Origin of the sequence: Methyloceanibacter sp. wino2, from assembly GCF_003071365.1 — a bacterium.
Classification (GTDB): Bacteria; Pseudomonadota; Alphaproteobacteria; order Rhizobiales; family Methyloligellaceae; genus Methyloceanibacter.
Window position 1 is genome coordinate 1,160,457 of the sequence record NZ_CP028960.1, and the last position, 24,788, is coordinate 1,185,244.

The following is a 24,788-nucleotide window of genomic DNA, read 5'->3' on the forward strand; positions in this document are numbered from 1 at the left end:
CTCCCGTTTTCGGCCAAAAATGGGAGCTTGCAGCGCATTAGCCGCACACTGACTTACTGGTCCGAGCCGGACTCGCTGTCCTCGGCCTTGTCGGGCTCGCTGTCCCCGCTCTTGATTTCAAAGGGAAGTTCGAAGGACGCGGACTTCTTTCCGAGCTTGTCGGTGAATTTCAGTTCCGCCACGTACTTGCCGGTCGGCGCCTCGGTGAAATCGATCGTGAGGGCCGTCATCACTTCCATATTGTTGTCGCGGCTGTCGAAGGTGAAGGTCCCAAAGCCCGCCTGCTCGCCAAGGACCTTGCCCTCGCTATCCTTCAGGATCAGATCGGAGACGAGCTCCGCGTGGTTCAACCCGCCCTGCTTCTTCCAGGTGAAGCCCACGGGCTCCACATAGATGAACAGCTTTTCGCCGGGCTTGAAGACGGTGTTGGGCCGGGGGTCGTAGATGCCGTAGCCGGTCGGCGCGGACTTCACGAAGAGGGCCTCGCGGAACATCAGCGGGCCTTGCTCCCAGATGCTCAGCGCGGCTTTGCGGATCGTATTGTAGGCATCGAGGTCGTTGCCCTTCTTCGCTTCGCTTGCGGCAGTCTTCGCAAGCTCCTGAACGCTCTGGGCGTGACCTGGCCCTCCGGCACCGACACTCGCGACGAAAGCCAATAGAAATGCGATCGCACCGTGTCTCATCGTCCCCCCTGAACCCCTGAAATGCCGCTTGCTGCTCGGAATTCGTGACAATCGCATATGGACCGGCCTTGCGCTACTCCAAGGCTGCGTCACCAGGGCAGGATTGCTCACCAGGGTGCTCCATTCTAGTGTCCGGCCATGCATGCATTCGCCGAAGCACTCTCCGATCCGGCCCTGCGAGGCGCCTATCTTGCGTTCTCACTGGTCCTTCTGATCCTCCCGCTCGTCCTGATCTGGCTGTGGTACCGCCAGCGCGCCAAGGCGGGCACTGTCGACCGGCCCATGCTCCTTCGGGTCGGCCTACTCACGCTGCTGTGGATGGTGGCCAACGCAGCGACTCTCGGCTTCCTGATGTGGGCCGAGACGGTGACAAAGACTGGCGGCTAAGCGCGGAGTCTAGAACGGATTGTTCTCCGACTTCCCACGCGTGGCGAAGAACTCTTTCGCCGCGGTGAACACCACGGGGCTCAGCAGCGCCAGCGCAATCAAGTTCGGGATCGCCATCAGCGCGTTGAGCGTATCGGCCAGCAGCCATACGAAGCTGAGTTTGACGGTCGCGCCGAGGATCGGTGCCAGCGACCACAGCACACGGAACGGCACGATGACCTTCACACCGAGAAGATACTGCCAGGCCCGTTCGCAGTAATAGCTCCAGCCCAGGAGAGAGGTGAAGGCGAACACCGCAAGCGCGATGGAGGTAATCTCGCTGCCCACATTCGGAAGCGCGGACTCGAACGCGCTCGAGGTGAGTTCGGCCCCGTTCAGCCCGCTCGTCCAAGACCCCGTGCTCAAAATCACAAGGGCGGTGAAGGTGCAGACGAGGATCGTGTCGATGAACGTGCCGAGCATGGCCACGAGCCCCTGGCTGACAGGCCCTTTGCATTCGGCAGCCGCGTGCGCAATCGGCGCGGAACCGAGTCCGGCTTCGTTGGAGAATACGCCGCGGGCCACACCGAAGCGGATCGCCGCCCAGACGGCGGCGCCGGCAAAGCCGCCCGTGGCCGCTGCCGGCGAAAAAGCATGCTCGAAGATCAGTCCGAACGATGCCGGTATGGCCCCGGCATTGAGGATGAGAACGATGGACCCCGCCGCGAGGTATCCAATCGCCATCACCGGCACCAGTGTGCCGGCGACGGCGGCAATGCGCTGGACGCCGCCGATCAAAACGAGGCCGACAAGGGCTGCCAGGATCACACCCGTTAGCCAGAACGGCATGCCGAAGGCGGCATCCAACGCGTCGGCGACGGAGTTGGCCTGGACCGTGTTGCCGATGCCGAACCCGGCAAAACCCGCAAAAAGAGCAAAGGCCGTCCCGAGCCAGGCCCAGCGCGGCCCGAGCCCGTTCTTGATGTAGTACATGGGGCCGCCGACATATTTGCCGCGCTCATCCACTTCGCGGTAGCGCACGGCAAGCACCGCCTCGGCGAACTTCGTGGCCATGCCCACCAAGGCGGTCATCCACATCCAGAAGATCGCGCCCGGCCCCCCGACGAAGATGGCGGTCGCGACGCCGGCGATGTTCCCCGTCCCGATGGTTGCGGCGAGCGCCGTCATCAGGGCCCTGAAGGGTGTGATCTCGCCTTTGCCTTCGGCGACCCGGCCGTGCCAGAGCATGGCCAGCGCAAGCGGAAGATCGCGCACGGTGCGGAAATGCAATCCGATTGTGAGGAAGATTCCGACGCCGAGCAGGAGCACCAGCATCGGCACGCCCCAAACGATCCCGCTCAGCCACTGAATGGCCGATGTCAGCGTCTCCATGCCGTTGGTCCCCCCGTGTCCCCACTACGGGCTACCGCTTCCCTGATGCGGGCCCCACCCCAGATGTAAGATAGGCTTAGGACTGACGAAAATGCTTCGACAGCTTCAGCCCCTGCGACTGATAATGCGAGCCGATGCCCTGGCCGTAAAGGGTTTCGGGAATCTCGGTGAGCTTGTCGTAGACGAGCCGGCCAACGATCTGCCCGTCCTCGACGATGAACGGGATGTCGAGACTGCGGACCTCGAGAACCGCCTTGGCGCCCGGCACCTTGCCGGCCGAGTAGCCGAAGCCCGGATCGAAGAAGCCGGCATAGTGCACCCGGTACTCGCCGATCATCGGGTCGAACGGGGCCATTTCTGCCACGTATTCCGGCGGCACCGAGACGCTCTCCTTCGAGGCGAGAATGTAGAATTCCTGCGGGTCTAGCACGAGGCGCTGGTCGCTCCCGAGATACACCGCCTCCCAGTACTGCCCGACGTCATAGCCGCCGACATTGTCCATATCGATCACGCCCGCGTAGCGCCGGGCGCGATACCCCACGATGCCACCGGCTTCGACCGGCGCCAGGCTGATGCGCAGATTGAGCCCGTCGCGAATCGCGGCCTCGCCTTCCACGAGCCCCACGTCGGAGTGGATGGCCCGCAAGTGCTTGTCGCCGATCCGGCCCGGCGCTTCGTCCGACTGCTGACTGACGCGGCGGCGGAATCGAATTTGATTGAGGCGCGTGCCCGTGCGCACTTTGACGGAAAACGTCCGGGGGCAGATCTCCGCGAAGAGCGGGCCTCGGTAGCCCTCTTCCACGTAGTCGAAGCTCTCTTGATAGTCGGCGATCAGCCGCGTGAACACGTCGAGCCTGCCCGTGGAACTCTTGGGGTTCGCAAAGGCCGCGATCGTCGGACGCAGATTCAGTTGCTCGATCAGTGGGACGAGGTAGACGCAGCCCGCTTCGAGCACGGCCCCCTTGGTCAGATCGATCTCGTGAAAGGTGAGCCCTTCGAGCTTGTCGCGCACGGTTGCCTTGGTGCCGGGCAGGAAGCTCGCCCGGATGCGATAGGCGACCTCACCCAAACGGAGATCGAGGCTCGCGGGCTGGATCTGGGCTTCTTCGATCGGAGCCGACCCGCCGAGCTCGCCCGCGGCGATGAGCGCACGGAGCGCCTGGCTGGGCAGAACGCCGGTCCGGGACAGGGCGCGGCTCGCTCCGTCTGCGGCACCTGTGACGGCTGCAACCCCGGAGGATGCATCAAAAACTGGGTCGGGCTGGCTCATAACCGATCTTCATTGCATTTGCCGCGTGGCGGGTCATCCTGCGAATGCGATTCTCCCCCGGATTCACACCGAACACCAGAGGGCATCCCATGATCCCGGAAGGCCGGATTCCAGACGATCAACCCCTCGAAATCGGCTCGTTGCTGTTCGAGGGGCTGGACCAGATCGACCTCACGGGCCCGTTCGAGGTCTTTACCCGCCTGCCCAACACCACCACCCGCCTTTATGGCCTGACAGACGCGCCGGTGACGGATGTGGGTGGCCTGCAGCTTACGCCCGATGGCTCGGTCCTGGACGCGCCCCAGCTCGACGTCCTGCACATTCCGGGCGGCGGGGGCCAGGAAGCTCTCATGCGCGATGAGGCGCTGCTCCATTGGATCCGCCGGCAGGCGGAGGGGGCGAAAATCCTGTTTTCGGTCTGCACGGGCGCGCTTATCTGCGGCGCCGCCGGTCTGTTGAAGGGGCGCAAGGCCACCACCTATTGGACCGTCCAGCATCTGCTGCCTTTGTTCGGCGCGACGCCGGTCGATGCCCGTGTCGTCGTGGACGGCAATTTGGTCTGCGCGGGTGGCGTCACATCGGGGATCGACGGGGCCTTGCGCGTGGCGGCGATGCTGCGGGGCGACGAGGCCGCGAAAACCATCCAGCTCGCCATGCAGTATGCGCCCGACCCGCCCTTCGACGCCGGCACACCCGAGACTGCGCCCGAAGCCGCCGTTTCGGCCGTCCGGAATGCGACCGCCGAACTGACCGCGCGGCGGGAACAGACCGCGCGGGAGGTGGCCCGCCGGCTTGGCGTCTCGGTGCCGACGGACGGGTAGAACCGCCCTTTTGCTTGACGGCCCTGCCCCCACGCGACATTAATCTGCCTGTGGTGATTTGGCCGGCCGGCTTGCAGCCACGTAAAACAAGTCGCTAAAAGGGCCGCGGACGACACGCTTCCCGGCTTTTGGCACTTGCCAGATCCGGGTTTTTTTATGCCGCCGGCCAGAAACGCGTTTTGCGAAAACGTATGAGGAGTGTCGGTCATGGCCGGGAAAAAGAAGAGCCGCGAGAGTTGGAGCCCCGCCACGCAGTTGGTGCACGAGGGGACGCTGCGCAGCCAGTTCGGCGAAACCTCGGAAGCGATCTTTCTAAACTCGGGCTACGTCTACGAAAGCGCCGAGGAGGCCGAGTCCCGGTTCAAGGGCGACACGGACGGCTATGTCTATAGCCGCTATGCGAACCCGACCGTCTCCATGTTCGAACAGCGCATGTGCGCTCTGGAAGGCGCAGAAGCCGCTCGCGGCACGTCAAGCGGCATGGCCGCTGTCGCGGCTTCGCTCCTGTGCCAACTCAAGGCGGGCGACCATGTCGTTGCCAGCCGCGCGCTATTCGGCAGTTGCCTCTACATCGTCGAGGACCTGCTGCCGCGCTATGGCGTCAGCTCAACCATCGTGGATGGAGGCGATCTCAGCGCCTGGGAGGCGGCTGTCACACCGAACACCAAGGCCTTCTTCTTCGAGACGCCGACCAATCCGGTCCTGGACCTGGTCGACATCGAGGCCGTGGCCAAGATTGCGAAGGGCTGCGGCGCGCTGACGATCGTCGACAATGTGTTCGCGACGCCGCTCGGCCAGAAGCCCCTGGCCCTCGGCGCCGATATCGTTGTCTACTCGGCGACGAAGCACATCGACGGGCAAGGACGGTGCCTCGGCGGCGTGGTCCTCGGCCCGCAAGAGTTCATTGACGAGACCTTGCATACGTTCCTCAAGCACACCGGCCCCTCGCTGAGCCCGTTCAACGCCTGGGTCCTGCTCAAGGGGCTGGAAACTCTGCCCTTGCGCGTGGCGCGTCATTGCGAGTCCGCGGCCCGCATCGCCGATTTCCTGGCGGATCGGCCCGGTGTCACACGGGTTCACTATCCTGGCCGGGCGGATCATCCGCAGTACGACATCGCCCAGAAGCAGATGGCGTTCGGCGGGCCGCTCGTGGCCCTCGAGGTCGGAACCCGGAAGGAAGACGCTTTCGCCGTGCTGAACGCGCTCAATATCGTCAAGATCAGCAACAATCTCGGCGACGCCAAGAGCCTCGCCACGCATCCGGCCACCACGACGCATCAACGCCTCAGCCCCGAGGCCCGCGCGGACCTCGGCATCTTGGACAACACGATCCGGATTTCCATCGGACTTGAGGACGCCGGCGATCTGGAAGCCGATCTCGATCAAGCCCTTGCAGCATTGAAATAGCAGCATGCCAACACCGCCAAGCACGCAGGACGCAATCGGGCTTCTCGCAAAGCTCATTGCTTTCGATACGACGAGCGCGAAATCGAATCTCGATCTGATCGCCTTCGTGCGGGAGTACCTCGACGAGCATGGGATCGCCTCGACTCTGGTGCCGGACGGCGACGGCAAGAAGGCTTGCCTCTTCGCCACCATCGGCGAAGGCAAAGGGGGCGTCGGCCTCTCGGGCCATAGTGATTGCGTGCCGGTGACAGGGCAGTCCTGGACGTCCGACCCGTTCACGCTGACGACGCGCGACGGCAAGCTCTACGGCCGGGGCACATGCGATATGAAGGGCTTCTTGGCTTGCGTGCTTGCCTCCGTGCCGCTGTTCAAATCCGCGCCCCTGACGGAGCCCATCCACATCCTCATCTCGTATGACGAGGAGGTGGGGTGCGTCGGCGTCCGGCCGATGATCGCGCGCCTGGGACAGGACCTGCCGCGGCCGCGCGTCGTGATCATTGGCGAACCCTCCGACATGCAGGTCATCGACGGGCACAAATGCATCGACGTGTTCCGAACGACGGTCACGGGCAAGGAAGCGCATTCCAGCATGCCTGCGATCGGCGTGAATGCGATCTCCGCTGCTTCCAAGCTCGTCGAGGAAATCGACCGCATGGCGGCCGAGGTCGCGAGTACTGAGAACGATCCACATTTCGATCCGCCCTATTCGACAGTAATGGTGGCCATGGTCGACGGCGGTACGGCGCCGAACATCGTGCCGCGCAATTGCGATGTCCTGTGGCAGCTTCGCGGGTTGCCCGGCACCAAGGCCAAGGACGCCCCCGCACGGCTGGAGGCATTCGCCGAGAAGACGCTGCTGCCCGGCATGCGCGCCGTCGCGCCCGATGCTTCCATCGACACGAAAACGGAGACGGCCGTGCCGGCGTTCTCGGCCGGTCCGGATTCCGAAGCCGTATCTTTGGCGATGATGCTGACCGGCGCGAACCGGGCCTCCGGCGTGTCCTACGCCACGGAGGCCGGGCTCTTCCAGGACGCAGGCTGTCCGGCGGTCGTGTGCGGGCCCGGCAGTATCGAGCAGGCCCACGCGGCGGACGAGTTCGTCGCACTGTCGCAGATCGAGGCCTGCCTCACGTTTCTTGCGAAGCTGACGGAGCGGATGAGCGCATAAGGCATGGGCCGTGCCGCTTAAGCGGCGCCGAAGTCCTTCGGGTCGAAATCGTAGTGCGCGTTGCAGAACTCGCAATTCACCCAGAGCTGGCCGTCGACCACCATGTCCGAGAGCTCTTCGCCAGAGAAGCGCTGGAGCATTTCCCCGACGCGCTCCCGCGAGCAACTGCAATAGGTTGTCAGCTCGATGGCGTGATAGACGCGCACCTGTTCTTCGTGGAAGAGACGGAACAGCAGCCGCTCGGGCGCCAGCGTCGGATCGAGCAACTCATGATCCTCGACCGTTTCGGCCAGCGATTTCGCTCGGGTCCAGTCTTCCTCAAAGCGCTTGGGGCTGATGATGCCGCCTTCGCGGGTCAGCTTCTGGACGAGCAGTCCGCCGGCGCGCCAGGTCCAGGCGCCCTCGCCGTTCTCCCCGGCCTGAAAATGCCGCGCCACGGCGAGCCGCAGGAAGCTCGGCAGTTGCTCGGACTGTTTGAAATACGTGTCCGCGGCCTCGGCAAGGCTGCAGCCTTCGAGAGGCACCACACCCTGATACCGCTCGGCGTCCACACCTCGATCGATGGTCATGGCGAGGTGGCCTGTCCCCAGCAGAGCCGCGTCGTCGCTGTGGTCGAGTGCGGCGAGCTTCTTCTCGTCGAACCGGGCATAGGCACGCATCAAGCCCGGAACCACGAAGTCGGCGACGAGCAGATCGATGGCGCCGTTGGTGGAGGCCTGCAGGATCAGCTTGCCGTCTGACTTGAGCGACGCTCCCAGTAGCGCCGTCAGCGCCACGGCTTCGCCAAGCAGGCGCGAGACGGGTTCCGGATAGTCGTGCCGGGACAGGATCGTGTCGACGGTCGATCCGAGTTTGACGAGACGCCCCAGAACGTCCGCTTGCTCGGCCTGGAACGGCAGCAAGACGTCGTCCGCCGGCAGCGCGAACTCGATTGCCTCGGTGGAGGCGGATTCGCTCACCGCTTGCCTCCGCGCTTACCCGCCCGTTTCTTGGCGGGTTTCTTCGCCGCGCTTTTCTTGGACGCAGCCTTTTTGGGCGCGGGCTTCTTCTTGGGCGCAACCTTCTTCGCAGCACCCTTCCGCTTGGCTGGCGCGGCCTTGCGCGCGGACTTCTTCTTTGCCGCCGCCCGCGCCGGCAGGCGGCCGTTGTTCAAGCACCAGACCAGGATGGCCTTTTGCGCATGCAGCCTGTTTTCGGCTTCGTCCCAAACGACCGACTGCGGTCCGTCCATCACCGCATCGGTGACCTCGTCGCCCCGGTGGGCAGGCAAGCAGTGCATGAAGATCGCATCGGGCTTGGCGAGCGCCATCAGCGCCTCGTCCACTCGGAAGGGCTCGAGCGCGCTCTTGCGCGCCTCGACATCCTTGTCGCCCATGGAAACCCACGTGTCGGTCACCACGCAGTCGGCATCCTTGGCGGCCGCGCGCGCATCTTCCATGACTTCAATCTGCGCGCCCTCGGCACGGGCCCAAGCCAGAAGATCCGGGGCCGGGCCAAAATCCGCCGGGGCTGCGATACGCAAGGTGAAGCCGAACCGCGCCGCGGCATGCACCCAGGAGGTCGCAACGTTGTTCGCGTCGCCGATCCAGGCGACCACGCGGCCCTTGATCGGGCCCTTGTGCTCCTCGAAGGTGAGGACGTCGGCCATGATCTGGCAGGGATGGGATCGCGCCGTGAGCGCATTGATGACCGGAATGTCGGAATACTCGGCGAAGTCCAGCAGTCCCTGGTGCGCACCGGTGCGCAGCATGATCGCATCCACGTAGCGCGAGAGCACCCGCGCCGTATCGCCGATCGTCTCGCCGCGGCCGAGCTGCATGTCCTGGGCGTTCAGCACGATAGCCGCGCCGCCGAGCTGGTGCATGGCCATCTCAAACGAGACGCGCGTCCGCGTGGACGGCTTCTCGAAGATCATGGCGAGGACCGCGCCGTCCGGTACGGCAAGGCCTTTCGGGACTTTGCGCGCCTTCTTCAGGGCGGCGGCCGCATCGAGGATTGCGCGCAGAGTCCGCGTATCCAGCGCGTCGATATCGAGAAAATGGGAAGGCGTCGAAGGCATGAATGGATTGTCTTGAAATTGGGGAGGCTGAAAGGAAGAGGCCCTAAACCGCATCACCCGTTTTCAGGGCGACGCAAGCGGCATCGATGGTACGGCTGGCGAGATCGATTTCCTCCTCGCCGACGATCAGGGGCGGAAGCAGCCGCACGACATTGTCACCGGCCGGGACAGTCAGCATCCCCCGCTCGCGCAGCGCCGCGACAAGCTTGGTATTCTCGGGCTTGCATTGCAGTCCCATCATGAGTCCCTGGCCCCGCACTTCGGCGATGATCTCGCTGTGCTCGTCGGCAATGCCGGCAAGCTGCTGCTTCAATCTTAAGCCCATTTGCGCGACATGTTCGAGAAAGCCCGGCTCCAGGACGACGTCCAGCACGGCGTTGCCGACTGCCATGGCCAGCGGATTGCCGCCGAACGTGGACCCATGCGTGCCCGGAACCATTGCCTGGCCGACGTCTTCGGTGGTGAGGCAAGCGCCCACGGGGAAGCCGCCGCCGAGCCCTTTCGCGGAGGCCATAATGTCCGGCGTGATCTCCGCCCACTCATGCGCATAGAACCGGCCTGTGCGGCCAACGCCCGACTGCACCTCGTCGAGGATCAGCAGCAGCCCCTTCTCGTCGCACAGCGCCCGCAAGTCCTGCAGGAAACGATAGGGCACGTCGCGCATGCCGCCCTCGCCCATGATGGGCTCCAGCAGCACACCGGCGGTCTCCCCCGAAATCGCTTCCTCGATGGCATCGATATCGAAGCCCGCTACCTGATCGAACCCATCCACGGGCGGCCCGAAGCCTTCCAAATGCTTGGCCTGGCCGCCGGCGGCGATGGTCGCGAGCGTGCGGCCATGAAAGGCGCCCTCGATGGTGATCAACCGGTAGCGTTCCGGCGCGCCGTTGGCGAAATGATAGCGCCGGGCGCATTTGATCGAGGCCTCCACGGCCTCGGCGCCGGAGTTTGCAAAGAACACGCGGTCGGCAAAAGTCGCATCGCAAAGCCGCCGACCAAGCCGCTCCTGATCGGGAATGCCGTACAGGTTCGAGACATGCCAGACCTTCTGCGCCTGCTCGTTCAGCGCGGCCACCAGGTGCGGATGCGCGTGCCCGAGCGCGGTCACCGCGATCCCGCTCGAGAAGTCGAGATAGCGCTCACCGCCCTCGTCAAAGAGAAAGGCACCTTCGCCCCGCGCGAAGGTCAATCCGCTGCGGGCATAGGTCGGAAGGAGAGCCGACATGAAACTTCCGTGTTCTTGAAACAAAAGTGCCGCCAACGGGCGGCAGCAAGCTTTGTCAGAGTGTTAGGTCTGCACCACACTTGAGTCAATCTGTCCTTATGACCCGCTTATCCAACGGTTCTCCACGCTTCTATTCATCCTCGGGTTTGTGCTCGGCGCGGAGTGATGGCAGAATCCAATGGTTCCGGTGGAAAACGAGGCACACAAGCGTGGCGGACGCTTGTCGGTTCCTACCGGCCTTAGTAGGGTAATAATCGTTCGGCTACCAGATGTCGTAGGCACGGTAGACTCCCGAGCGGTCATTTCTCAGCAGTAAATCCGAGTATTGCGAAAAAAATGCCGTCGCTAACGACGGGTGGAATCTGAGTCCAAACTGAGGAGGCCGAAATTATGGCTTGGACTGACGAAAGAGTTGAACTGCTGAAGAAGCTTTGGTCCGAAGGACTGAGCGCGAGCCAGATTGCGGGACGCTTAGGCGGAGTGACCCGTAACGCGGTTATCGGCAAGGTGCACCGGCTCGGACTGTCGGGACGCGCGACCAGTTCACGGTCCAGCGTTCCCCGGCCGAGACGCACCCAGGCGCCACGGCAAAACAGAGCGCCGTCCATCACTTTCGGCACACGCGGCAACGTCGCGCTGAAGCCGACCTATGAAGAAGAATACGAGGCGGCTCCGGCGCCGGCTCCCGTCGAGGAACTGGTGATCCCGCTGCATGAGCGCGCCACCATCCTCACGTTGAAGGAGTCGATGTGCAAATGGCCGATCGGCGACCCGACCGAAGAAGGGTTTCACTTTTGCGGACGCAAGAAGACCGGCACCTCGCCCTATTGCGAGCATCATGCCCGCATGGCGTTTCAACCGGTTCAAGCGCGGCGGCGGGAGAAGCGCTCAGCCAATGGCTGAGCCACTCTTCCGAGAGCAATCTCTGTCTGAGATACGATTGAAGGCGCCGGGGAACCGGCGCCTTTTTTTCTTGGTTGGCTGACTTCCCGAGCGGACCTAGGCCGTCTCTTCCAGCTTGTCGGAAAATGCGTAGCCCGCGCCGCGTACGGTGCGAACGGGGTCGCGTTCGCTGCCGCGCATCATGGCCTTCCGCAAACGGCCGATATGCACATCCACCGTGCGTTCGTCGACATAGACGTTCCGCCCCCAGACCCCATCAAGGAGCTGCGCACGGCTGAAGACACGGCCGGGGCTCTGCATCAGGAACTCCAAGAGCCGGAACTCCGTCGGCCCGAGGTGGACCTGGCGGCCGTTGCGCGTGACGCGATGGGAGTCGCGATCGAGCTCGATATCTCCCACCGTCAGCACGGAGGCGATGCGCTCCGGGTTTGTGCGGCGGAGAATTGCCCGCACCCGCGCCATCAGCTCAGGCAGGGAGAAGGGCTTCACCACGTAGTCGTCCGCGCCCGTCGTCAAACCCCGAATGCGGTCGTTCTCTTCGCTGCGTGCCGTCAACAGGATGATCGGTATCGTCCGCGACTCCTTGCCCGTGCGCAGCCGCCGGCACAGCTCAAGCCCAGACAGGCCCGGCAACATCCAATCGAGGACGATCAAGTCCGGCGAGTTTTCCGCAATTGCCACTTCGGCTTCGTCACCGCGATGCACCACATCGACGGCAAAGCCTTCGGCCTCCAGATTATACCGAAGGAGAAGAGCCAGCGGCTCTTCATCCTCGACAACCAGTACCTTTGCTCCCGCGTTCATCACGGACATCCCCCCGTTAGAAGGACGAGCTTCTCAACGACGTATAGGCCGTCGAACTGGTCGTATCGCCTTTCGGACGCTGATCCGTGATCGGCCGGCCATGCACGAGATAGTACACCGTCTCGGCGATATTGGTCGCATGGTCGCCGACCCGCTCGATGTTCTTCGCACCGAAAAGCAAATGCGTGCATAGGCCGATATTCCGCGGATCCTCCATCATGTAGGTGAGGAGCTCGCGGAACAGCGAGTTGTACATCGAGTCGATCTCTTCGTCCTTGTACCAGACGTTCAGCGCCCGTTCGGCATCGCGCTCGATGAAAGCATCAAGCACGTCCTTGAGCTGGCTGAGCGATAGCTCGCCCATATGTTTGAGGCCCAGCATCAGCTGCTTCGGCTGCTGCTCCGTCACGACCGCGACGGCGCGCTTGGCGATGTTCTTGCCAAGGTCGCCGATCCGCTCGAGATCCGTTGAAATCCGCAAGGCCGCCATGATCTGGCGGAGATCGTAGGCCATCGGCTGCCGCCGGGCGATCATGATGACCGCCTGCTCTTCGATCTCGCGCTGAAGCTGATCGATCTCCTCGTCCTCGCCGATCGTGTTGGCGGCAAGGTCCGGATCGCGGCGATCCAGAGCCTCAAAGGATTGTCCGAGAACCTTCTCCGCAAGGCCGCCCATCTTGGCGATCTTGTTGTTGAGGAGCGATAGTTCCTCCTCGTAGGACCGGACTGTATGTTCGTTCTGTTGTTCCATGGGGGGCGGGACTCCTGAGCGCCGATATCAACCGAAGCGACCAGTGACGTAGTCTTGGGTACGCTGATCGGACGGGTTGGTGAAGATCGTCGACGTGTCATTCACCTCGACGAGCTTGCCGAGATGGAAGAACGCCGTACGCTGGGACACACGTGCGGCCTGCTGCATCGAGTGGGTCACGATCGCGATGCAGAGATTCTCTTTGAGCTCATCCATGAGTGTTTCGATCGTCGCCGTCGCAATGGGATCGAGTGCGGAACACGGCTCGTCCATCAAAAGGACTTCCGGGTTCACCGAGATGGCCCGGGCGATGCAGAGGCGCTGCTGCTGACCGCCCGAAAGGCCGGTGCCCGGCGCATCGAGCCGGTCCTTCACTTCTTCCCAAAGGCCCGCCTTGATGAGGCTGGTCTCGACGACCTCATCCATTTGAGCCTTGGTGGCGCACAGGCCGTGCAAACGCGGCGCGTAGGCCACGTTCTCGTAGATGGACTTGGGGAACGGGTTCGGCTTCTGGAACACCATGCCGACGCGGGCGCGAAGCTGCACCGGATCGACCTCGGGGGCGTAGATGTCTTCGCCGTCGAGGCGAATATCACCCTTCACCTTGCAGATATCGATCACATCGTTCATGCGGTTGAGGCAGCGCAGGAACGTGGATTTGCCGCAACCGGAGGGACCGATCAACGCCGTCACCGACTGACCGAAAATCTCGAGGTTGACGTCGAACAGCGCCTGTTTCTCGCCGTACCACAGGTTGACGTCCGTCGCCTTCATCTTCAGCTCGCCCGTCGCGGAAGGAGCGGCGTCGCCCGTCTCCTTCGGCTCGGCGGGCTGCTCGACCGTCGTAGCAGGCCTGTCTTCCACCTTCGCCTCCATAGCTTCGGTCCCCTTTACCATTTCCGTTCGAACCTGTTGCGTAGATACACGGCCAAACTGTTCATCACGATCAGGAAGGCCAGCAATACCATGGTCGCACCGGCGGTGCGTTCCACGAAACCACGTTCCGCCGACGATGCCCACATGTAGATCTGCACCGGCAAGCCCGTCGCGGGATCGAGCGGAGTCGTCGGATATTCCACCACGAAGGCGACCATGCCGATCATCAGAAGCGGCGCGGTTTCACCCAACGCTTGCACGAGACCGATAATCGTTCCGGTCAGAATCCCCGGCAAGGACAACGGCAAGACGTGGTGTCCGATCAGCTGCATCTTGGACGCACCGACACCGAGAGCCGCCTCGCGGATGGACGGCGGCACCGCGCGAATGGCGGCACGTGTGGTGATAATGATGGTCGGGAGCGTCATAAGCGTCAGCACGAGACCGCCGACGAGGGACGCCGACCGCGGCAGTCCGAAGAAGTTGATGAAAACCGCGAGGCCAAGGAGACCGAACACTATCGACGGCACGGCCGCGAGGTTGTTGATGTTCACCTCGATCGTGTCGGCGATCTTGCCCTTGGGAGCATACTCCTCGAGGTAGAGAGCCGCGCACACGCCCAGAGGCACGGCCAGCAACACCACCGTGAGCATCATGAAGAAGGAGCCGATGAGCGCCACACCGAGACCGGCGGTCTCCGGGCTGCTCGAGGCGCCGTTCAGGAACAGGCCTGTGTTGAAACGCTTCTTCATGTCACCGTTGTCGACAAGCTGGTCGATCCAGGCGACCTGCTGATCGCTCACCGCGCGGCGATCGCTCGGCGTCTCGCGGTCAATAGAGCCCTTCAGCAGAGCGTCGGCATTGTCGCTTGCAAGGAGCCAAACATCCTCGGTCTTGCCGACAATCGACGGATCGCGCAGGACCATGTCGCGGAGTTGGACGTCAACACCGCGGGACAAGAGCTCGTTGGCGGCCCGCCGCTCCTTGCGAACCTCGGGATCGACGCCAAGCTCCTTATAGAGCGCTGCGCGCGCCAGCTTCACGTAGTTCGCGCGGAAGATTTCGTCTTCCGCGTCGGGATTGCCGGAAGGATTGATCACTTCCTGGCTGAACTCGACCGGCAGTTTGATGGAGGTCTGCAGGAAGGCTGACCAGCCTTGGCTGAAGATCGACGTAAACAGGAAGACGAGGAAGGCAAGCGCAAAGAGGATCGCGGCGATCCCGTACATGCGGAACCGGCGCTCGGCCCGATGCCGCTTGCGCAGCTTCTTCCGAGCTTCGTCGCCCGTGAAGGACGCGAGGGAGACGGTCTGGTCGGTCATTATTCGTACTGCTCCCGATATTTGCGCACGATGTAGAGGGCGTAGACGTTGAGCGCCAAGGTGATGATGAACAGCGTGAGACCGAGGGCAAACGCCACCAGGGTCTGCGGGCTGTTGAACTCAAGGTCACCGGTGAGCTGGCTGACGATCTTCACGGTGATCGTCGTGACCGGCTCGAGCGGGTTGAGCGTCAGATTTGCGGCGATACCGGCCGCCAACACCACGATCATGGTCTCGCCGATGGCGCGCGAAGCCGCGAGCAGCACGGCGCCGACAATCCCGGGCAAGGCCGCCGGCAAGATCACCTTCTTGATCGTTTCCGACTGGGTTGCGCCGAGGCCGTAGGAGCCTTCACGAAGCGACTGCGGCACGGCGTTGATGATGTCGTCGGACAGCGAGGACACGAATGGAATGATCATGACGCCCATGACGATGCCGGCAGTCAGCACGCTGGAGGCGGAGACTTCGAGTCCGATGTTGAAACCAAGGTCGCGAAGCAGCGGACCGAAGACCGACAGGGCGAAGAAGCCGTATACGATCGTCGGGATGCCCGCGAGGATCTCAAGAACAGGCTTGGCGAAGGCGCGCACCTTGGATCCGGCATATTCGGACATGTAGATCGCGGCGAAGAGACCGACCGGCACGGCGACCAGGAGCGCGACCGCCGAGATGAACAGCGTACCCCACAGAAGCGGGAGGAGACCGAACTGGCCTTCGGCCTTGCCGACTGTCGCGAAGCGCGGATCCCAGACCGTTCCGAACAAGAAGTCGAACGGCGAGACAAACTGGAAGAAGTGGATGGTTTCGAACAGCACCGACAGGACGATGCCGACGGTCGTGAGCACCGCGACGGTCGATGCCAGGAACAGCCCTGAGCGCATCACCGCCTCGGTGATGTTGCGGGCGCGCAATTCCGGACGGATGCGCGAGTAGCCCCAGGCAAAGCCGAGCGCGGCGAGAGCGAAACAGGCAATTGGCAGGACGAACCGGCTGGTCGCGCGCGACGATGCCAGCTCATCGGCGGCGGCCAGCACCGAACGCTCAGGATCGGATCCCAGAACGACGCTGTGCCGGGACAATACGTCCCGCGCATCGGAGGTGGTGACGAAACCGTACCGGGCCTTGCGCAGCACCTCATACTCTTCGGAGGTGAGCTGCGGCAGGCCCTCTGCGATCGTATCGACCACGCTCATGGTGAGAGCCTGCTCGGCATCGGTGCCCTGCAGCACTTTGGGCCCGAGCTCCTGCATGGCGATGTATCGGGTGACGGGCCGTTCCGCGATACTCCAGCCGGCGAGCAGGATAATCGCCGGAAGGGCCGTCAGGATCGCGAGGTAGTAGCCGTTATAGGACGGACGCGAGTGAAGCTTGTGCTGCTCACCGCCGCAGACCTGGATGCTGCGCATGCGGCCGATGAAATAGGCGACGACGCCTGCGCCAATGAGTATGGCAAGTATCGTAAAAGTGGACACCCGGCGACCCCCCTCGGTCCGTCATTCTTAAGTCTAGCTGGCCCCGGTTCGAGGGCCGGCCGGGGGAGCGGCGCTCTTCGCGCGCCGCTCCCCCAACTTGGCTTTAGTCAGACGAGATCGTCAGCATTACATGCTGAGGACCTTGCCCTCCTCGACTTCTTCCTGAAGAGCTTCGAGCTCGTTCTCAGGCAGCGGGACGAGACCATAGTCGGCCAGCGGGCCGTCCGGGCCGATCATCTTCTCGCTGGTGAAGAACTCGACATATTCTTTCAGACCGGGGATCACGCCGATGTGGTCCTTCTTCACGTAGAAGAACAGCGGGCGGGAGACCGGATACTCACCGGAGGAGATCGTCTCCACGGACGGCGAGATGCCGCTCATGGTGGCGACGTTCAGCTTGTCGGTGTTATTCTCGTAGAACGACAGACCGAAGACGCCGACGCCTTCCGGGTTGGACTGAATGCGGGCCAGCGTCTCGGTGTAGTCGCCGTCGATGTCGACTGCGCCGCCGTCCTTGCGGACTTTCACGCAAGCCTTTTCAGCGGCCTTCTCGTCCATGCCGCCTTCTTCAAGCGCCTTCATGCCGCCAACGGCCTCACAACCGACCGCGAGAACCTTCTCTTCGAAGACTTCACGGGTGCCGTGCTTCTCGCCCGGGATGTACGCAACGATCTTCCAATCCGGCAGCTTGTCGTTCACGTCCTTCCAGGTCTTGTTCGGGTTGGCCGTCATTTTGCCATCGACCGGGATTTCCTCGGCCAGAGCGAGATAGACGTCCTTCGGCTCGAGAGCCCAAGCGTCCGACTTGGCGTCGGTCGCGAAGACGATGCCGTCATAACCGAAGCGGACCGGCATGATGTTCTTCACACCAGCTTCGGCGCAGGCCTCGATTTCCTTGTCCTTGATCGGACGCGAAGCATTGGCGATGTCGATCGTGCCTTCGCCGACGCCCTTGCAGAACTGCTTCAGGCCAGCGGACGAACCACCGGACTCGACGACCGGCGCCTTAAACTTGGAGTAGGTCTTACCGAAATCCTCGGCAACGATCTGCGCATACGGCAGAACGGTCGAGGAACCTGCGATCTGAACCTGATCACGGGCCAGCGCGGGGCCGCCCGTGCAGAGAGCGGCGACGGCGAGCGTCGACGCTGCGATAGCAAACCTGTTCACAATAGAACTCCCTTGGCTTGGATAACGGCGCTCAAATAAGCGCCTCCGCCGGCGTGCCCTACGCCGCCAGCTCATGGGCACGCTAATGGCCCTCGACCATTGTTTTATGACGCTGATGATTCTCTATTATGACAGCTCAACTTGCTGTTCTGTAATAGGTTTTCTATTTTGAGGCTGTGGACAACGATGCCCGGTCGCCCGCCGGTTGCGACTCGTTAAGCATGACCGTGAAGGTCGAGCCCTGCTCCGGCTTTGAAGCAATCGCCAACTCGCCGCGATGCCTATTGAGAATGTGCTTCACGATAGCAAGACCCAGGCCGGTCCCGCCCTTCTCGCGGCTCGAATCGACGTCGACCCGATAGAAGCGTTCCGTCAGGCGGGGCAGATGCTCGGCTGAGATGCCGGGCCCGTTGTCGATCACCGAGATCGCGAAACGTCCCCTCGCGTGCTGATTGAGCGAGGGAATGTGCTTGGCTTCGATCCGTACACTGCCGTTTGGACGGCCGTATTTTAGCGCGTTCTGCACGAGGTTCTGAAGCACCTGCAAGAGTTCGTCACGATCGCCACGCACGATCGCCGGCTTCGCGAACCGCTCGACCTCCAAGGTCATGTGACTGTCCGCCGCGATCGGCTCCAGCGTATCGCGGGCATGGCCCAAAACGTCGTTCAGGTCGACCAGGTCGCTCGGCGGGACGTGCGCGTTCATTTCGAGACGGCTCAACGACAGGAGGGCGTCGATCAGCCGGGTCATGCGCGCGGCCTGCTCCGCCATGATCGGCAGGAAGCGTTCGCGGGCCGCCTCGTCTTCCTTGGCCGTGCTTTGCAGTGTCTCGATAAACCCGCGCAACGAAGCAAGCGGCGTGCGCATCTCGTGGCTGGCATTGGCGATGAAGTCCGTCCGCATCTGATTGATGCGATCGCCCTCGGTGAAGTCGCGCAGAAGGACCAGGATATCGCTATTGGGCCCACCCTTCCGTCCCAGCGGCGCCACCGTGGCTTCCATGCGGCGGCCGACCGGTACGCGCTCGGCGTAAACGACCGAAACCGCCTGGCCGGTCTGCGGCGCCGCGCTGACGGCATCGAGGAATTCGGGCGCGCGGATCAGTGAGGAAATATGGCTCCCTTCGCGCAAGGATGAGAAGACCCCCTTCGCCGGGGCGTTGAAGAAGACCACTTGGCCCGTGGGGCTCAGAAGGATGCCCGGGTCCGGGAGCGCATCGACCACCGCCGACATGGGCGAGCGGTTGCGGTCGGCGACGGGCGCCGGGGCAAAGCCGGCTTCTTCTTCCTGATCGGTGTCCTGATGAGGAAGCAGCAGCACGGCCGCGACGAAACCGCCGAAGGACGCCAGGGCCAATCCGACGGACAGATCTCCCAGCGCCACGAGGCTTGCCATGATCACGGCCACGATGACGATCAGCCAGAAGGACGACCAAAGCTTCGCGGTCAGAGCCTGAAGCCCACGCTTGGCGACCTGACGCGCACGCCAAACGCGGCGCTGCCGGGGCACCCGCGCGTCATGTTCGGCATGGTCGGTCACTGTGGTCTCCTGGTGGCACGCGTTCGTCTCGATGCTGACGGCCTACGCCGCATCATGATTCGCCTGTGTGCGCCCGAATTATCACTTTTTCGCGACATTCTGCCGCTCCAACCCCAAGAAAGGCCGCGTTGGACGCCTCCTCCATCGCGACGGGCGTTACCGCGCCGCAATCTATCCCTTCGCATTCTATATTGGTCACGCTGCACGGGATTGCCACCACGACTTCCGGCGTGCCGTTCGCCTGCCCCAAAATTTGCCCAAGGGCGATCCTGTCCAGTTCGCCGGCAAGGATCGGAGTGCGCACGAGCAATCCAGGTGGCACAATCCCCACGATATCACGTCCTCCAATCGCGGCAGATCGCCCCCGGCACACCGACCCTCGGAACAATGTCTCCCAACCCAGCCACCAGCTTCCGACATCTCGACGACGACAGCGCGTGGCAAGCAGTCCAGACGCGCGACAGCCGGTTGGACGGCGCTATCTACTACGCGGTCAAGACCACGGGGATCTACTGCCTACCCTCCTGTCCGGCTCGGAAGCCGAACCGGGCCAATGTCTCCTTTTTCGCGAGCCCCTCGGCGGCGGAGCGCGCCGGCTACCGCCCCTGCATGCGCTGCAAGCCCACCGAAGCGGCCGCGGCCCCTGCCTGGGCTCGAAGGGTCGAAAAAGCCTGCCGTCTCTTGGAGCAGTCCGAAGTCCCGATCCCCCTTGCGGACCTCGCGCGCGCCGTGGGCTCGAGTACCCACCATTTCCATCGTCAGTTCAGATCCGCGCTCGGGATCACGCCGAAGGCCTATGCGGCCGCGTTGCGGAACGACCGCGTGCGGGATGCCTTGTCCCGCGGCACGACGGTGACGGAGGCACTTTATGAAGCCGGATTCAGTTCGTCGGGACGCTTCTACTCCGGCGCCGCGGCCGCCCTCGGCATGGCGCCGGACTCGTTCCGTAAAGGCGGCGCCTCCGAGCAGCTGACATTCGCCACGATGCCTTGTTCCCTCGGCCATGTCCTCGTCGCGGCAAGTACGAAGGGTGTATGCGCCATATTGCTGGGCGACAGTGCCGACGGCCTTGCCGGCGAGCTGCGCGCGCTCTTCCCTCAGGCGGTCCTGAGCGAAGCGGACGCGGACTTCGCCGCGACGGCGGCTTCCATTGTCGCCCTGGTCGATAAGCCTGGGAGCCAAAGCGCCATCCCGCTCGACATTCGCGGTACCGCATTCCAGCGGCGCGTCTGGGAGGCGCTGCGCAAGATCCCGGCCGGCGAGACGCGATCCTATAGCGACCTCGCCGCCGCGATCGGGGCTCCCGGCGCGGTTCGCGCCGTGGCGGGCGCTTGCGCCGCCAACAAACTCGCCGTGGCGATCCCGTGCCACCGGATCGTGCGCCGTGACGGCTCGCTGTCAGGATATCGCTGGGGCCCGGAGCGCAAGCGTGCCCTGCTCGACAAAGAGAGAGGCTGAGGCGGTATCCCGCGCCACAGCCGAGATTTCAGTTCAGCGCGAGAGGCCCTTGTCGGCGAGCTCGGTCAGATAGTCCCTGAAACGCGCCTCCTGGTTCACGCCGAGGTCGCGCAGATAGTCCCACATATAGAGTCCGGTGTTGTGGCCATCGTCGAAGGTGATGCGCACGGCGTAGGTCCCGACCGGCTCCAACTGCACGATGCGTACGTTCTGCTTGCCCGGCACCGTCACTCGCTGCTCCGGACTATGGCCTTGGACCTCGGCGCTCGGGCTGAGCACCCGCAGGAGCTCGGCCGGCAGCGCGAACTGCGCTCCGTCGTCGAAGGAAACGGTCAGCACGCGTTTGTCTTTGTCGAGTTTCAACTCTGTCGGCCAGTTTGCCGAGCCGCCATCCGGAGCATTCATCGCGTCACCCAACTCATGTCAGCCGGTTTTCGTCAGCCAAGATCATCTCAACCAAGATCGATTTCACCTTCGACCACGTGGTTGAGGGACGTGCCGTCGGCCGTCAGAACCATCTTCATCTTGAGTTTGCCTTCCCCTTGCAACCCAAAGTCGCGGACAAGGGCCTCGATCGCCTGCTGTGACGTGACGCCGACTTCCTTCAAGAAACGTCGCATCGACATGTTGAACCGATCCTCATCCATGGCCGGACTCCCTTGCTGAGATGTGCGCGATGACGGTCGCTCTGCGAGGGACCTGGCGCTATTGAAAGGCTGTAGATTCAATATACTCTAGATGATCCTGCCCTATCGAGGCGGAAGTTAGGGGCCGCAAGGCATGACGTGTTTTACGGCACGCCCCCTGACGAAACACGAGGCACGAACCAACGTGCCGACTTGCGAGGAACAGGCTCGAAGAGACGCCCTTATGAGTGATGTTGAGACCAACCTGGTCGACCCGTTTGGCCGCGCTATCAGCTACTTGCGCGTATCGGTGACCGATCGCTGCGACTTCCGCTGCACCTATTGCATGGCGGAGGACATGACCTTTCTGCCGCGCAAGGATCTACTGACGCTCGAAGAGATCGATCGCCTCGCCAGCGCCTTCATCGCGCGCGGCGTGCGGAAATTGCGGCTCACCGGCGGAGAACCGCTGGTGCGGCGCAATGTCATGAGCCTTATCGAATCGCTGTCGCGGCACTTGGGCGGCGGGCTCGAGGAGTTGACGCTCACCACAAACGGCAGCCAGCTCTACCGCTTCGCCGACCAGTTGGCCGACCACGGCGTCGAACGAATCAACGTTTCCCTGGACACGCTCGATCCGGCCAAGTTCCGTTTCCTGACGCGCTGGGGCGATTTCCACCAGGTCATGCGCGGCATCGACCGTGCCGCACGCGCCGGCCTCAAGATCAAGATCAATGCCGTGGCCCTGCGCGACGTCAACGAGGACGAGATCGAAGACATGGTGCGGTGGGCCCATGGCCGCGGCTTCGACCTGACCCTGATCGAGACCATGCCTCTCGGAGAGATCGGCACAGACCGGACGGATCAATATTTGCCGCTGTCCCTCGTGCGGACCCGTTTGGCCCAGCACTTCACCCTGGACGATCTTCCCGACAGGACAGGCGGCCCCGCTCGCTACGTTCGTATTCGCGAAACGGGCGGCCGTCTCGGCTTCATCACGCCGATGACCCACAATTTTTGCGAGTCCTGCAACAGAGTTCGGGTCACGTGCACGGGCACTCTTTATATGTGCCTCGGACAGGAGGATGCGGCCGATCTCAGGGCGCCGATGCGTGTCAGCCGTGACGACGATTTGCTGCACGCGGCCATCGACGAAGCCATCGCCCGCAAGCCGAAGGGGCACGATTTCATCATTGATCGCGACTCGGCCCCCTCGTTGCCTCGATTCATGTCAGCGACCGGCGGCTAACCGCGAACGCGATTAAGAAGGCGTTTCATCCCCGGAAAACTGCGGATTTTGCGTCCGCGGCACCCCGATTCTGCTCAGAATCGCGGCGCTTGCGCGACAAAAAGACTTTAATTCCCTCCGCTTACGTCGTTTCTTAACCTCCTGACGCCAAATTTTGCCGTAAGTTGAACAGAGCAAATCGAACGACTTCCGTCGCAGTGGCATCATGCGCCTACAAGAACTGCTGAAAGAATACTGGCACTGGCTGGGGTTGACCTCATTCGCCGTCGCGATTGCGCTGGCCGCACTGGTGGCGCCGAATCGCATTGGCCTTCTCGAACTGGAACGTGAGGCCTTCTCCGCCGAGGACCGAATCCGCGAGGCGGTCTTGTCCGATCCTCAGGTCATCCTGCAGGCGCTGACGGTCCCCGGCGGTGCCGCGCAGTTGGCGGAAGTCTTCTCGGAGGCCGGATACGGACGGCGCGTCCTGCGCTACGAGTTGTATAATTCCAAAGGCGAAGTGATCTACACGAGCGGCGTTGCCGATCTTCGGCTGGACCGGTCGGCGGTCGCCGCGGCCATCAACCCCAAAATGAATGGTGCCACGATCGGCCTATACGGCGGGGAAGAACTCTCCAAGCCGACGCACTTCGCACGTCTGCATATTCCCATCAACCTTCGCGGAAAAGTGCATGGCTCCTTGGAGGTCTATCTGGACCAGACCGAGCAGGCCGGTGTCCTCTCCAACTATTTCGGCGTCGTCGCGCTCGTCATTCTCGGTCTCGTCAGCGCCGGCATCGCCATCCCCCTTATTGTGGCTTGGAGCCGCGGCCGCGCGCAGCGGCGCGCCAGCGAAGAAGTCCGGTACTTGCAAGAGCATGACACGCTGACCGGCCTTGCGAACAGGGCTACGCTCACGGACCTTCTCGACAGTGCCCTCGAGCGGACGAAATCCGGTCATCGGCACTTGGCGCTTATCAGCCTCGATATCGACCGTTTCCAAGAACTCAACGAATCCTTGGAGGGCCACGGCGGCGACCGCGTCCTCCACGACTTCGGAAGCCGTATTCAGCATCTCGCGCGGGACACCGATATCGTTGCGCGGGTCGACGGTGACGAGTTCGCGATCGTCCTGACCGATATCGCGGCTCTCAGCGATGTCATGGCCTTCATGCATCGCTTGGGCACTGCTCTGGCCCAACCGTTCCACGTCAGCAATCGCGAGGTCGTCCTGGCGACCAGCGTCGGCATTGCGCTGGCGCCCGCCGATGGCGATACCTCCGATGTTCTGCTGCGGCATGCGGCAATTGCGCTCTCCCGGGCGAAGGCCGATGGCGGGCAGCGCGTCTGCTTCTACGAAGAGAGCATGGACCAAGCTCTTCAGCGGCGTCATACGATCGAGCAGGATCTGCGGCACGCGCTGAGACGCAACGAGTTCGAGATCGTCTACCAGCCCCAGTACGATTTGAAGACCGAGATGCCATGCGGCTCGGAAGCGCTGATCCGTTGGCGCCACCCGGAGCATGGGCTCATTTCGCCGGGGCATTTCATTCCAATCGCCGAAGAAACCGGGCTCATCGTTCCGATCGGCGAGTGGGTGCTGCGGCAGGCCTGCGCCGATGCAACCCAGTGGCCCGAGCACCTGACGGTCGCGGTCAATCTGTCTCCGGCCCAGTTCCGCGTCGGCGACATCACCGAGACGGTGGCCGATGCCCTGCATCAAACGGGTTTGCCTGCGAGCCGGCTGGAACTCGAGATCACGGAAAGCCTTCTGATCAACGACACCGAAGAGGTTCTGGCGAAGTTGAATCGCCTCCGGTCAATCGGTGTCCGGATCGCCATGGACGATTTCGGTACGGGCTACTCGAGCCTGAGCTATCTCGCACGGTTCCCGTTCTCGAAAATCAAGATCGACCAGCAGTTTGTGCGCAACATGACCCGCGATCCGGCCATGCGCGCCATCGTGAAATCGGTCGTTGCCCTCGGCAAGTCGCTTCGGATTGCCGTCACGGCGGAAGGTGTCGAGACGCCCGAGCAAGCCCGCATGCTGCGGCGCTTCGGCTGTCCGCAGGTTCAGGGCTTCCTCTACGGCCGGCCCGAGACCGCCGAGGTTCACGCAAAGGGCGCTCTCAAGGCGACCGCAAAGGTTTCGCCGCTGCCAAAGCGCCACAGCGCGGCTTAGCAACCACGACCCCTCCGCCAAGTCGCCCGGGACCGGCGGCACTTCCGAGTTTTGCGATAAGACGC

22 protein-coding genes, 1 pseudogene and 1 riboswitch are annotated in these 24,788 nt (G+C 63.1%); of the genes and pseudogenes, 8 read left to right on the forward strand and 15 right to left on the reverse strand.

From position 1 onward, the window contains the following. Window positions 1-53: 53 nt before the first annotated feature. Window positions 54-683, reverse strand: a complete 630-nt coding sequence (locus DCY11_RS05415; RefSeq protein WP_108681696.1) for a hypothetical protein — start codon at window positions 681-683, stop codon at window positions 54-56. Window positions 684-821: 138 nt separating this feature from the next. Between DCY11_RS05415 and DCY11_RS05420 the strand changes: the two genes are divergently transcribed. Beyond that, a complete protein-coding gene (locus tag DCY11_RS05420; protein WP_108681698.1) occupies window positions 822-1,070 on the forward strand; it encodes a hypothetical protein in 249 nt (82 codons plus the stop codon). Between the two features lie 9 nt (window positions 1,071-1,079). Here the strand turns inward: DCY11_RS05420 and DCY11_RS05425 are convergent, their stop codons facing one another. Continuing rightward, window positions 1,080-2,441: a sodium:alanine symporter family protein gene (locus DCY11_RS05425; protein ID WP_108681700.1), complete on the reverse strand. Its 1,362-nt coding sequence runs from the start codon at window positions 2,439-2,441 to the stop codon at window positions 1,080-1,082. Window positions 2,442-2,517: 76 nt separating this feature from the next. Then, window positions 2,518-3,711, reverse strand: a complete 1,194-nt coding sequence (locus DCY11_RS05430; RefSeq protein ID WP_108681702.1) for a 2'-deoxycytidine 5'-triphosphate deaminase — start codon at window positions 3,709-3,711, stop codon at window positions 2,518-2,520. An 89-nt stretch (window positions 3,712-3,800) separates the two neighbouring features. Here DCY11_RS05430 and DCY11_RS05435 point away from each other — a divergent pair, with 89 nt between their 5' ends. The 3 genes from DCY11_RS05435 (at window position 3,801) to argE (ending at window position 7,107) form a co-directional block, all read left to right on the forward strand. After that, complete coding sequence (locus tag DCY11_RS05435) at window positions 3,801-4,532, forward strand: DJ-1/PfpI family protein (RefSeq protein WP_108681704.1); 732 nt, start codon at window positions 3,801-3,803, stop codon at window positions 4,530-4,532. Between the two features lie 40 nt (window positions 4,533-4,572). Next, window positions 4,573-4,651: riboswitch (SAM riboswitch) on the forward strand. A gap of 88 nt (window positions 4,652-4,739) precedes the next feature. After that, entirely contained in the window at window positions 4,740-5,939 is a 1,200-nt protein-coding gene (gene metZ, locus DCY11_RS05440; RefSeq protein ID WP_108681705.1) for an O-succinylhomoserine sulfhydrylase, read from the forward strand. 4 nt (window positions 5,940-5,943) lie between these two features. Beyond that, window positions 5,944-7,107: an acetylornithine deacetylase gene (gene argE, locus DCY11_RS05445; RefSeq protein WP_108681707.1), complete on the forward strand. Its 1,164-nt coding sequence runs from the start codon at window positions 5,944-5,946 to the stop codon at window positions 7,105-7,107. Between the two features lie 17 nt (window positions 7,108-7,124). Here argE and DCY11_RS05450 read toward each other — a convergent pair whose 3' ends face one another. The 3 genes and pseudogenes from DCY11_RS05450 to DCY11_RS05460 all read right to left on the reverse strand — a co-directional run bounded on the left by DCY11_RS05450 (window position 7,125) and on the right by DCY11_RS05460 (window position 10,391). Next, complete coding sequence (locus DCY11_RS05450) at window positions 7,125-8,066, reverse strand: Hsp33 family molecular chaperone (protein WP_108681709.1); 942 nt, start codon at window positions 8,064-8,066, stop codon at window positions 7,125-7,127. Between the two features lie 188 nt (window positions 8,067-8,254). Then, window positions 8,255-9,166, reverse strand: a pseudogene (gene argF / locus DCY11_RS05455) (ornithine carbamoyltransferase); the annotation flags it as partial. Between the two features lie 43 nt (window positions 9,167-9,209). After that, the gene (locus tag DCY11_RS05460) at window positions 9,210-10,391 is read right to left on the reverse strand and encodes an aspartate aminotransferase family protein (RefSeq protein ID WP_108681711.1); all 1,182 of its coding nucleotides are present in this window, start codon (window positions 10,389-10,391) and stop codon (window positions 9,210-9,212) included. 390 nt (window positions 10,392-10,781) lie between these two features. On the opposite strand from DCY11_RS05460, the gene DCY11_RS05465 reads away from it, so the two are divergent. Continuing rightward, window positions 10,782-11,294, forward strand: coding sequence for a GcrA family cell cycle regulator (locus tag DCY11_RS05465; protein ID WP_108681713.1), 513 nt, complete (start codon window positions 10,782-10,784; stop codon window positions 11,292-11,294). Between the two features lie 96 nt (window positions 11,295-11,390). Here DCY11_RS05465 and phoB read toward each other — a convergent pair whose 3' ends face one another. The 7 genes from phoB to DCY11_RS05500 form a co-directional block, all read right to left on the reverse strand. After that, window positions 11,391-12,098: a phosphate regulon transcriptional regulator PhoB gene (phoB, locus tag DCY11_RS05470; protein WP_069443124.1), complete on the reverse strand. Its 708-nt coding sequence runs from the start codon at window positions 12,096-12,098 to the stop codon at window positions 11,391-11,393. 16 nt (window positions 12,099-12,114) lie between these two features. After that, entirely contained in the window at window positions 12,115-12,849 is a 735-nt protein-coding gene (gene phoU / locus DCY11_RS05475) for a phosphate signaling complex protein PhoU (RefSeq protein ID WP_069443093.1), read from the reverse strand. 27 nt (window positions 12,850-12,876) lie between these two features. Further along, window positions 12,877-13,623, reverse strand: coding sequence for a phosphate ABC transporter ATP-binding protein PstB (gene pstB, locus DCY11_RS05480; RefSeq protein WP_245409502.1), 747 nt, complete (start codon window positions 13,621-13,623; stop codon window positions 12,877-12,879). Between the two features lie 116 nt (window positions 13,624-13,739). Next, the gene (pstA, locus tag DCY11_RS05485) at window positions 13,740-15,047 is read right to left on the reverse strand and encodes a phosphate ABC transporter permease PstA (RefSeq protein WP_108681717.1); all 1,308 of its coding nucleotides are present in this window, start codon (window positions 15,045-15,047) and stop codon (window positions 13,740-13,742) included. Further along, window positions 15,047-16,519: a phosphate ABC transporter permease subunit PstC gene (pstC, locus tag DCY11_RS05490; protein WP_108681719.1), complete on the reverse strand. Its 1,473-nt coding sequence runs from the start codon at window positions 16,517-16,519 to the stop codon at window positions 15,047-15,049. The genes pstA and pstC overlap by 1 nt, the downstream gene beginning before the upstream one ends. A 126-nt stretch (window positions 16,520-16,645) precedes the next feature. Next, window positions 16,646-17,689 (reverse strand): PstS family phosphate ABC transporter substrate-binding protein, encoded by a 1,044-nt coding sequence (locus DCY11_RS05495; RefSeq protein ID WP_174202137.1) that lies wholly within the window; start codon window positions 17,687-17,689, stop codon window positions 16,646-16,648. 163 nt (window positions 17,690-17,852) lie between these two features. Beyond that, the gene (locus DCY11_RS05500) at window positions 17,853-19,229 is read right to left on the reverse strand and encodes an ATP-binding protein (RefSeq protein WP_108681723.1); all 1,377 of its coding nucleotides are present in this window, start codon (window positions 19,227-19,229) and stop codon (window positions 17,853-17,855) included. Window positions 19,230-19,616: 387 nt separating this feature from the next. Here DCY11_RS05500 and ada point away from each other — a divergent pair, with 387 nt between their 5' ends. Beyond that, window positions 19,617-20,687 carry a bifunctional DNA-binding transcriptional regulator/O6-methylguanine-DNA methyltransferase Ada gene (gene ada / locus DCY11_RS05510; RefSeq protein ID WP_108681727.1) on the forward strand — a complete coding sequence of 357 codons (1,071 nt, stop codon included), beginning with the start codon at window positions 19,617-19,619 and terminating at the stop codon, window positions 20,685-20,687. Window positions 20,688-20,720: 33 nt separating this feature from the next. On the opposite strand, the gene DCY11_RS05515 is transcribed toward ada, so the two are convergent. Beyond that, window positions 20,721-21,092, reverse strand: coding sequence for a gamma-butyrobetaine hydroxylase-like domain-containing protein (locus DCY11_RS05515; protein ID WP_108683684.1), 372 nt, complete (start codon window positions 21,090-21,092; stop codon window positions 20,721-20,723). Window positions 21,093-21,139: 47 nt separating this feature from the next. Then, a complete protein-coding gene (locus tag DCY11_RS05520) occupies window positions 21,140-21,334 on the reverse strand; it encodes a DUF6494 family protein (protein WP_108681729.1) in 195 nt (64 codons plus the stop codon). 223 nt (window positions 21,335-21,557) lie between these two features. Here DCY11_RS05520 and moaA point away from each other — a divergent pair, with 223 nt between their 5' ends. Further along, a complete protein-coding gene (gene moaA, locus DCY11_RS05525) occupies window positions 21,558-22,562 on the forward strand; it encodes a GTP 3',8-cyclase MoaA (protein WP_108681731.1) in 1,005 nt (334 codons plus the stop codon). A 205-nt stretch (window positions 22,563-22,767) separates the two neighbouring features. Next, entirely contained in the window at window positions 22,768-24,723 is a 1,956-nt protein-coding gene (locus tag DCY11_RS05530; RefSeq protein WP_108681733.1) for a bifunctional diguanylate cyclase/phosphodiesterase, read from the forward strand. Window positions 24,724-24,788: the final 65 nt, after the last annotated feature.

Coding starts and splice junctions, on each gene's coding strand:
- DCY11_RS05530 (WP_108681733.1), top strand. CDS start 22,768: ATGCGCCTACAAGAACTGCTGAAAGAATACTGGCACTGGCTGGGGTTG.
- DCY11_RS05465 (WP_108681713.1), top strand. CDS start 10,782: ATGGCTTGGACTGACGAAAGAGTTGAACTGCTGAAGAAGCTTTGGTCC.
- DCY11_RS05415 (WP_108681696.1), bottom strand. CDS start 683: ATGAGACACGGTGCGATCGCATTTCTATTGGCTTTCGTCGCGAGTGTC.
- DCY11_RS05430 (WP_108681702.1), bottom strand. CDS start 3,711: ATGAGCCAGCCCGACCCAGTTTTTGATGCATCCTCCGGGGTTGCAGCC.
- DCY11_RS05435 (WP_108681704.1), top strand. CDS start 3,801: ATGATCCCGGAAGGCCGGATTCCAGACGATCAACCCCTCGAAATCGGC.
- pstB (WP_245409502.1), bottom strand. CDS start 13,623: ATGAAGGCGACGGACGTCAACCTGTGGTACGGCGAGAAACAGGCGCTG.
- pstA (WP_108681717.1), bottom strand. CDS start 15,047: ATGACCGACCAGACCGTCTCCCTCGCGTCCTTCACGGGCGACGAAGCT.
- ada (WP_108681727.1), top strand. CDS start 19,617: ATGTCTCCCAACCCAGCCACCAGCTTCCGACATCTCGACGACGACAGC.
- DCY11_RS05515 (WP_108683684.1), bottom strand. CDS start 21,092: ATGAATGCTCCGGATGGCGGCTCGGCAAACTGGCCGACAGAGTTGAAA.
- moaA (WP_108681731.1), top strand. CDS start 21,558: ATGAGTGATGTTGAGACCAACCTGGTCGACCCGTTTGGCCGCGCTATC.
- phoB (WP_069443124.1), bottom strand. CDS start 12,098: ATGAACGCGGGAGCAAAGGTACTGGTTGTCGAGGATGAAGAGCCGCTG.
- DCY11_RS05420 (WP_108681698.1), top strand. CDS start 822: ATGCATGCATTCGCCGAAGCACTCTCCGATCCGGCCCTGCGAGGCGCC.
- phoU (WP_069443093.1), bottom strand. CDS start 12,849: ATGGAACAACAGAACGAACATACAGTCCGGTCCTACGAGGAGGAACTA.
- argE (WP_108681707.1), top strand. CDS start 5,944: ATGCCAACACCGCCAAGCACGCAGGACGCAATCGGGCTTCTCGCAAAG.
- DCY11_RS05425 (WP_108681700.1), bottom strand. CDS start 2,441: ATGGAGACGCTGACATCGGCCATTCAGTGGCTGAGCGGGATCGTTTGG.
- DCY11_RS05460 (WP_108681711.1), bottom strand. CDS start 10,391: ATGTCGGCTCTCCTTCCGACCTATGCCCGCAGCGGATTGACCTTCGCG.
- DCY11_RS05520 (WP_108681729.1), bottom strand. CDS start 21,334: ATGGATGAGGATCGGTTCAACATGTCGATGCGACGTTTCTTGAAGGAA.
- metZ (WP_108681705.1), top strand. CDS start 4,740: ATGGCCGGGAAAAAGAAGAGCCGCGAGAGTTGGAGCCCCGCCACGCAG.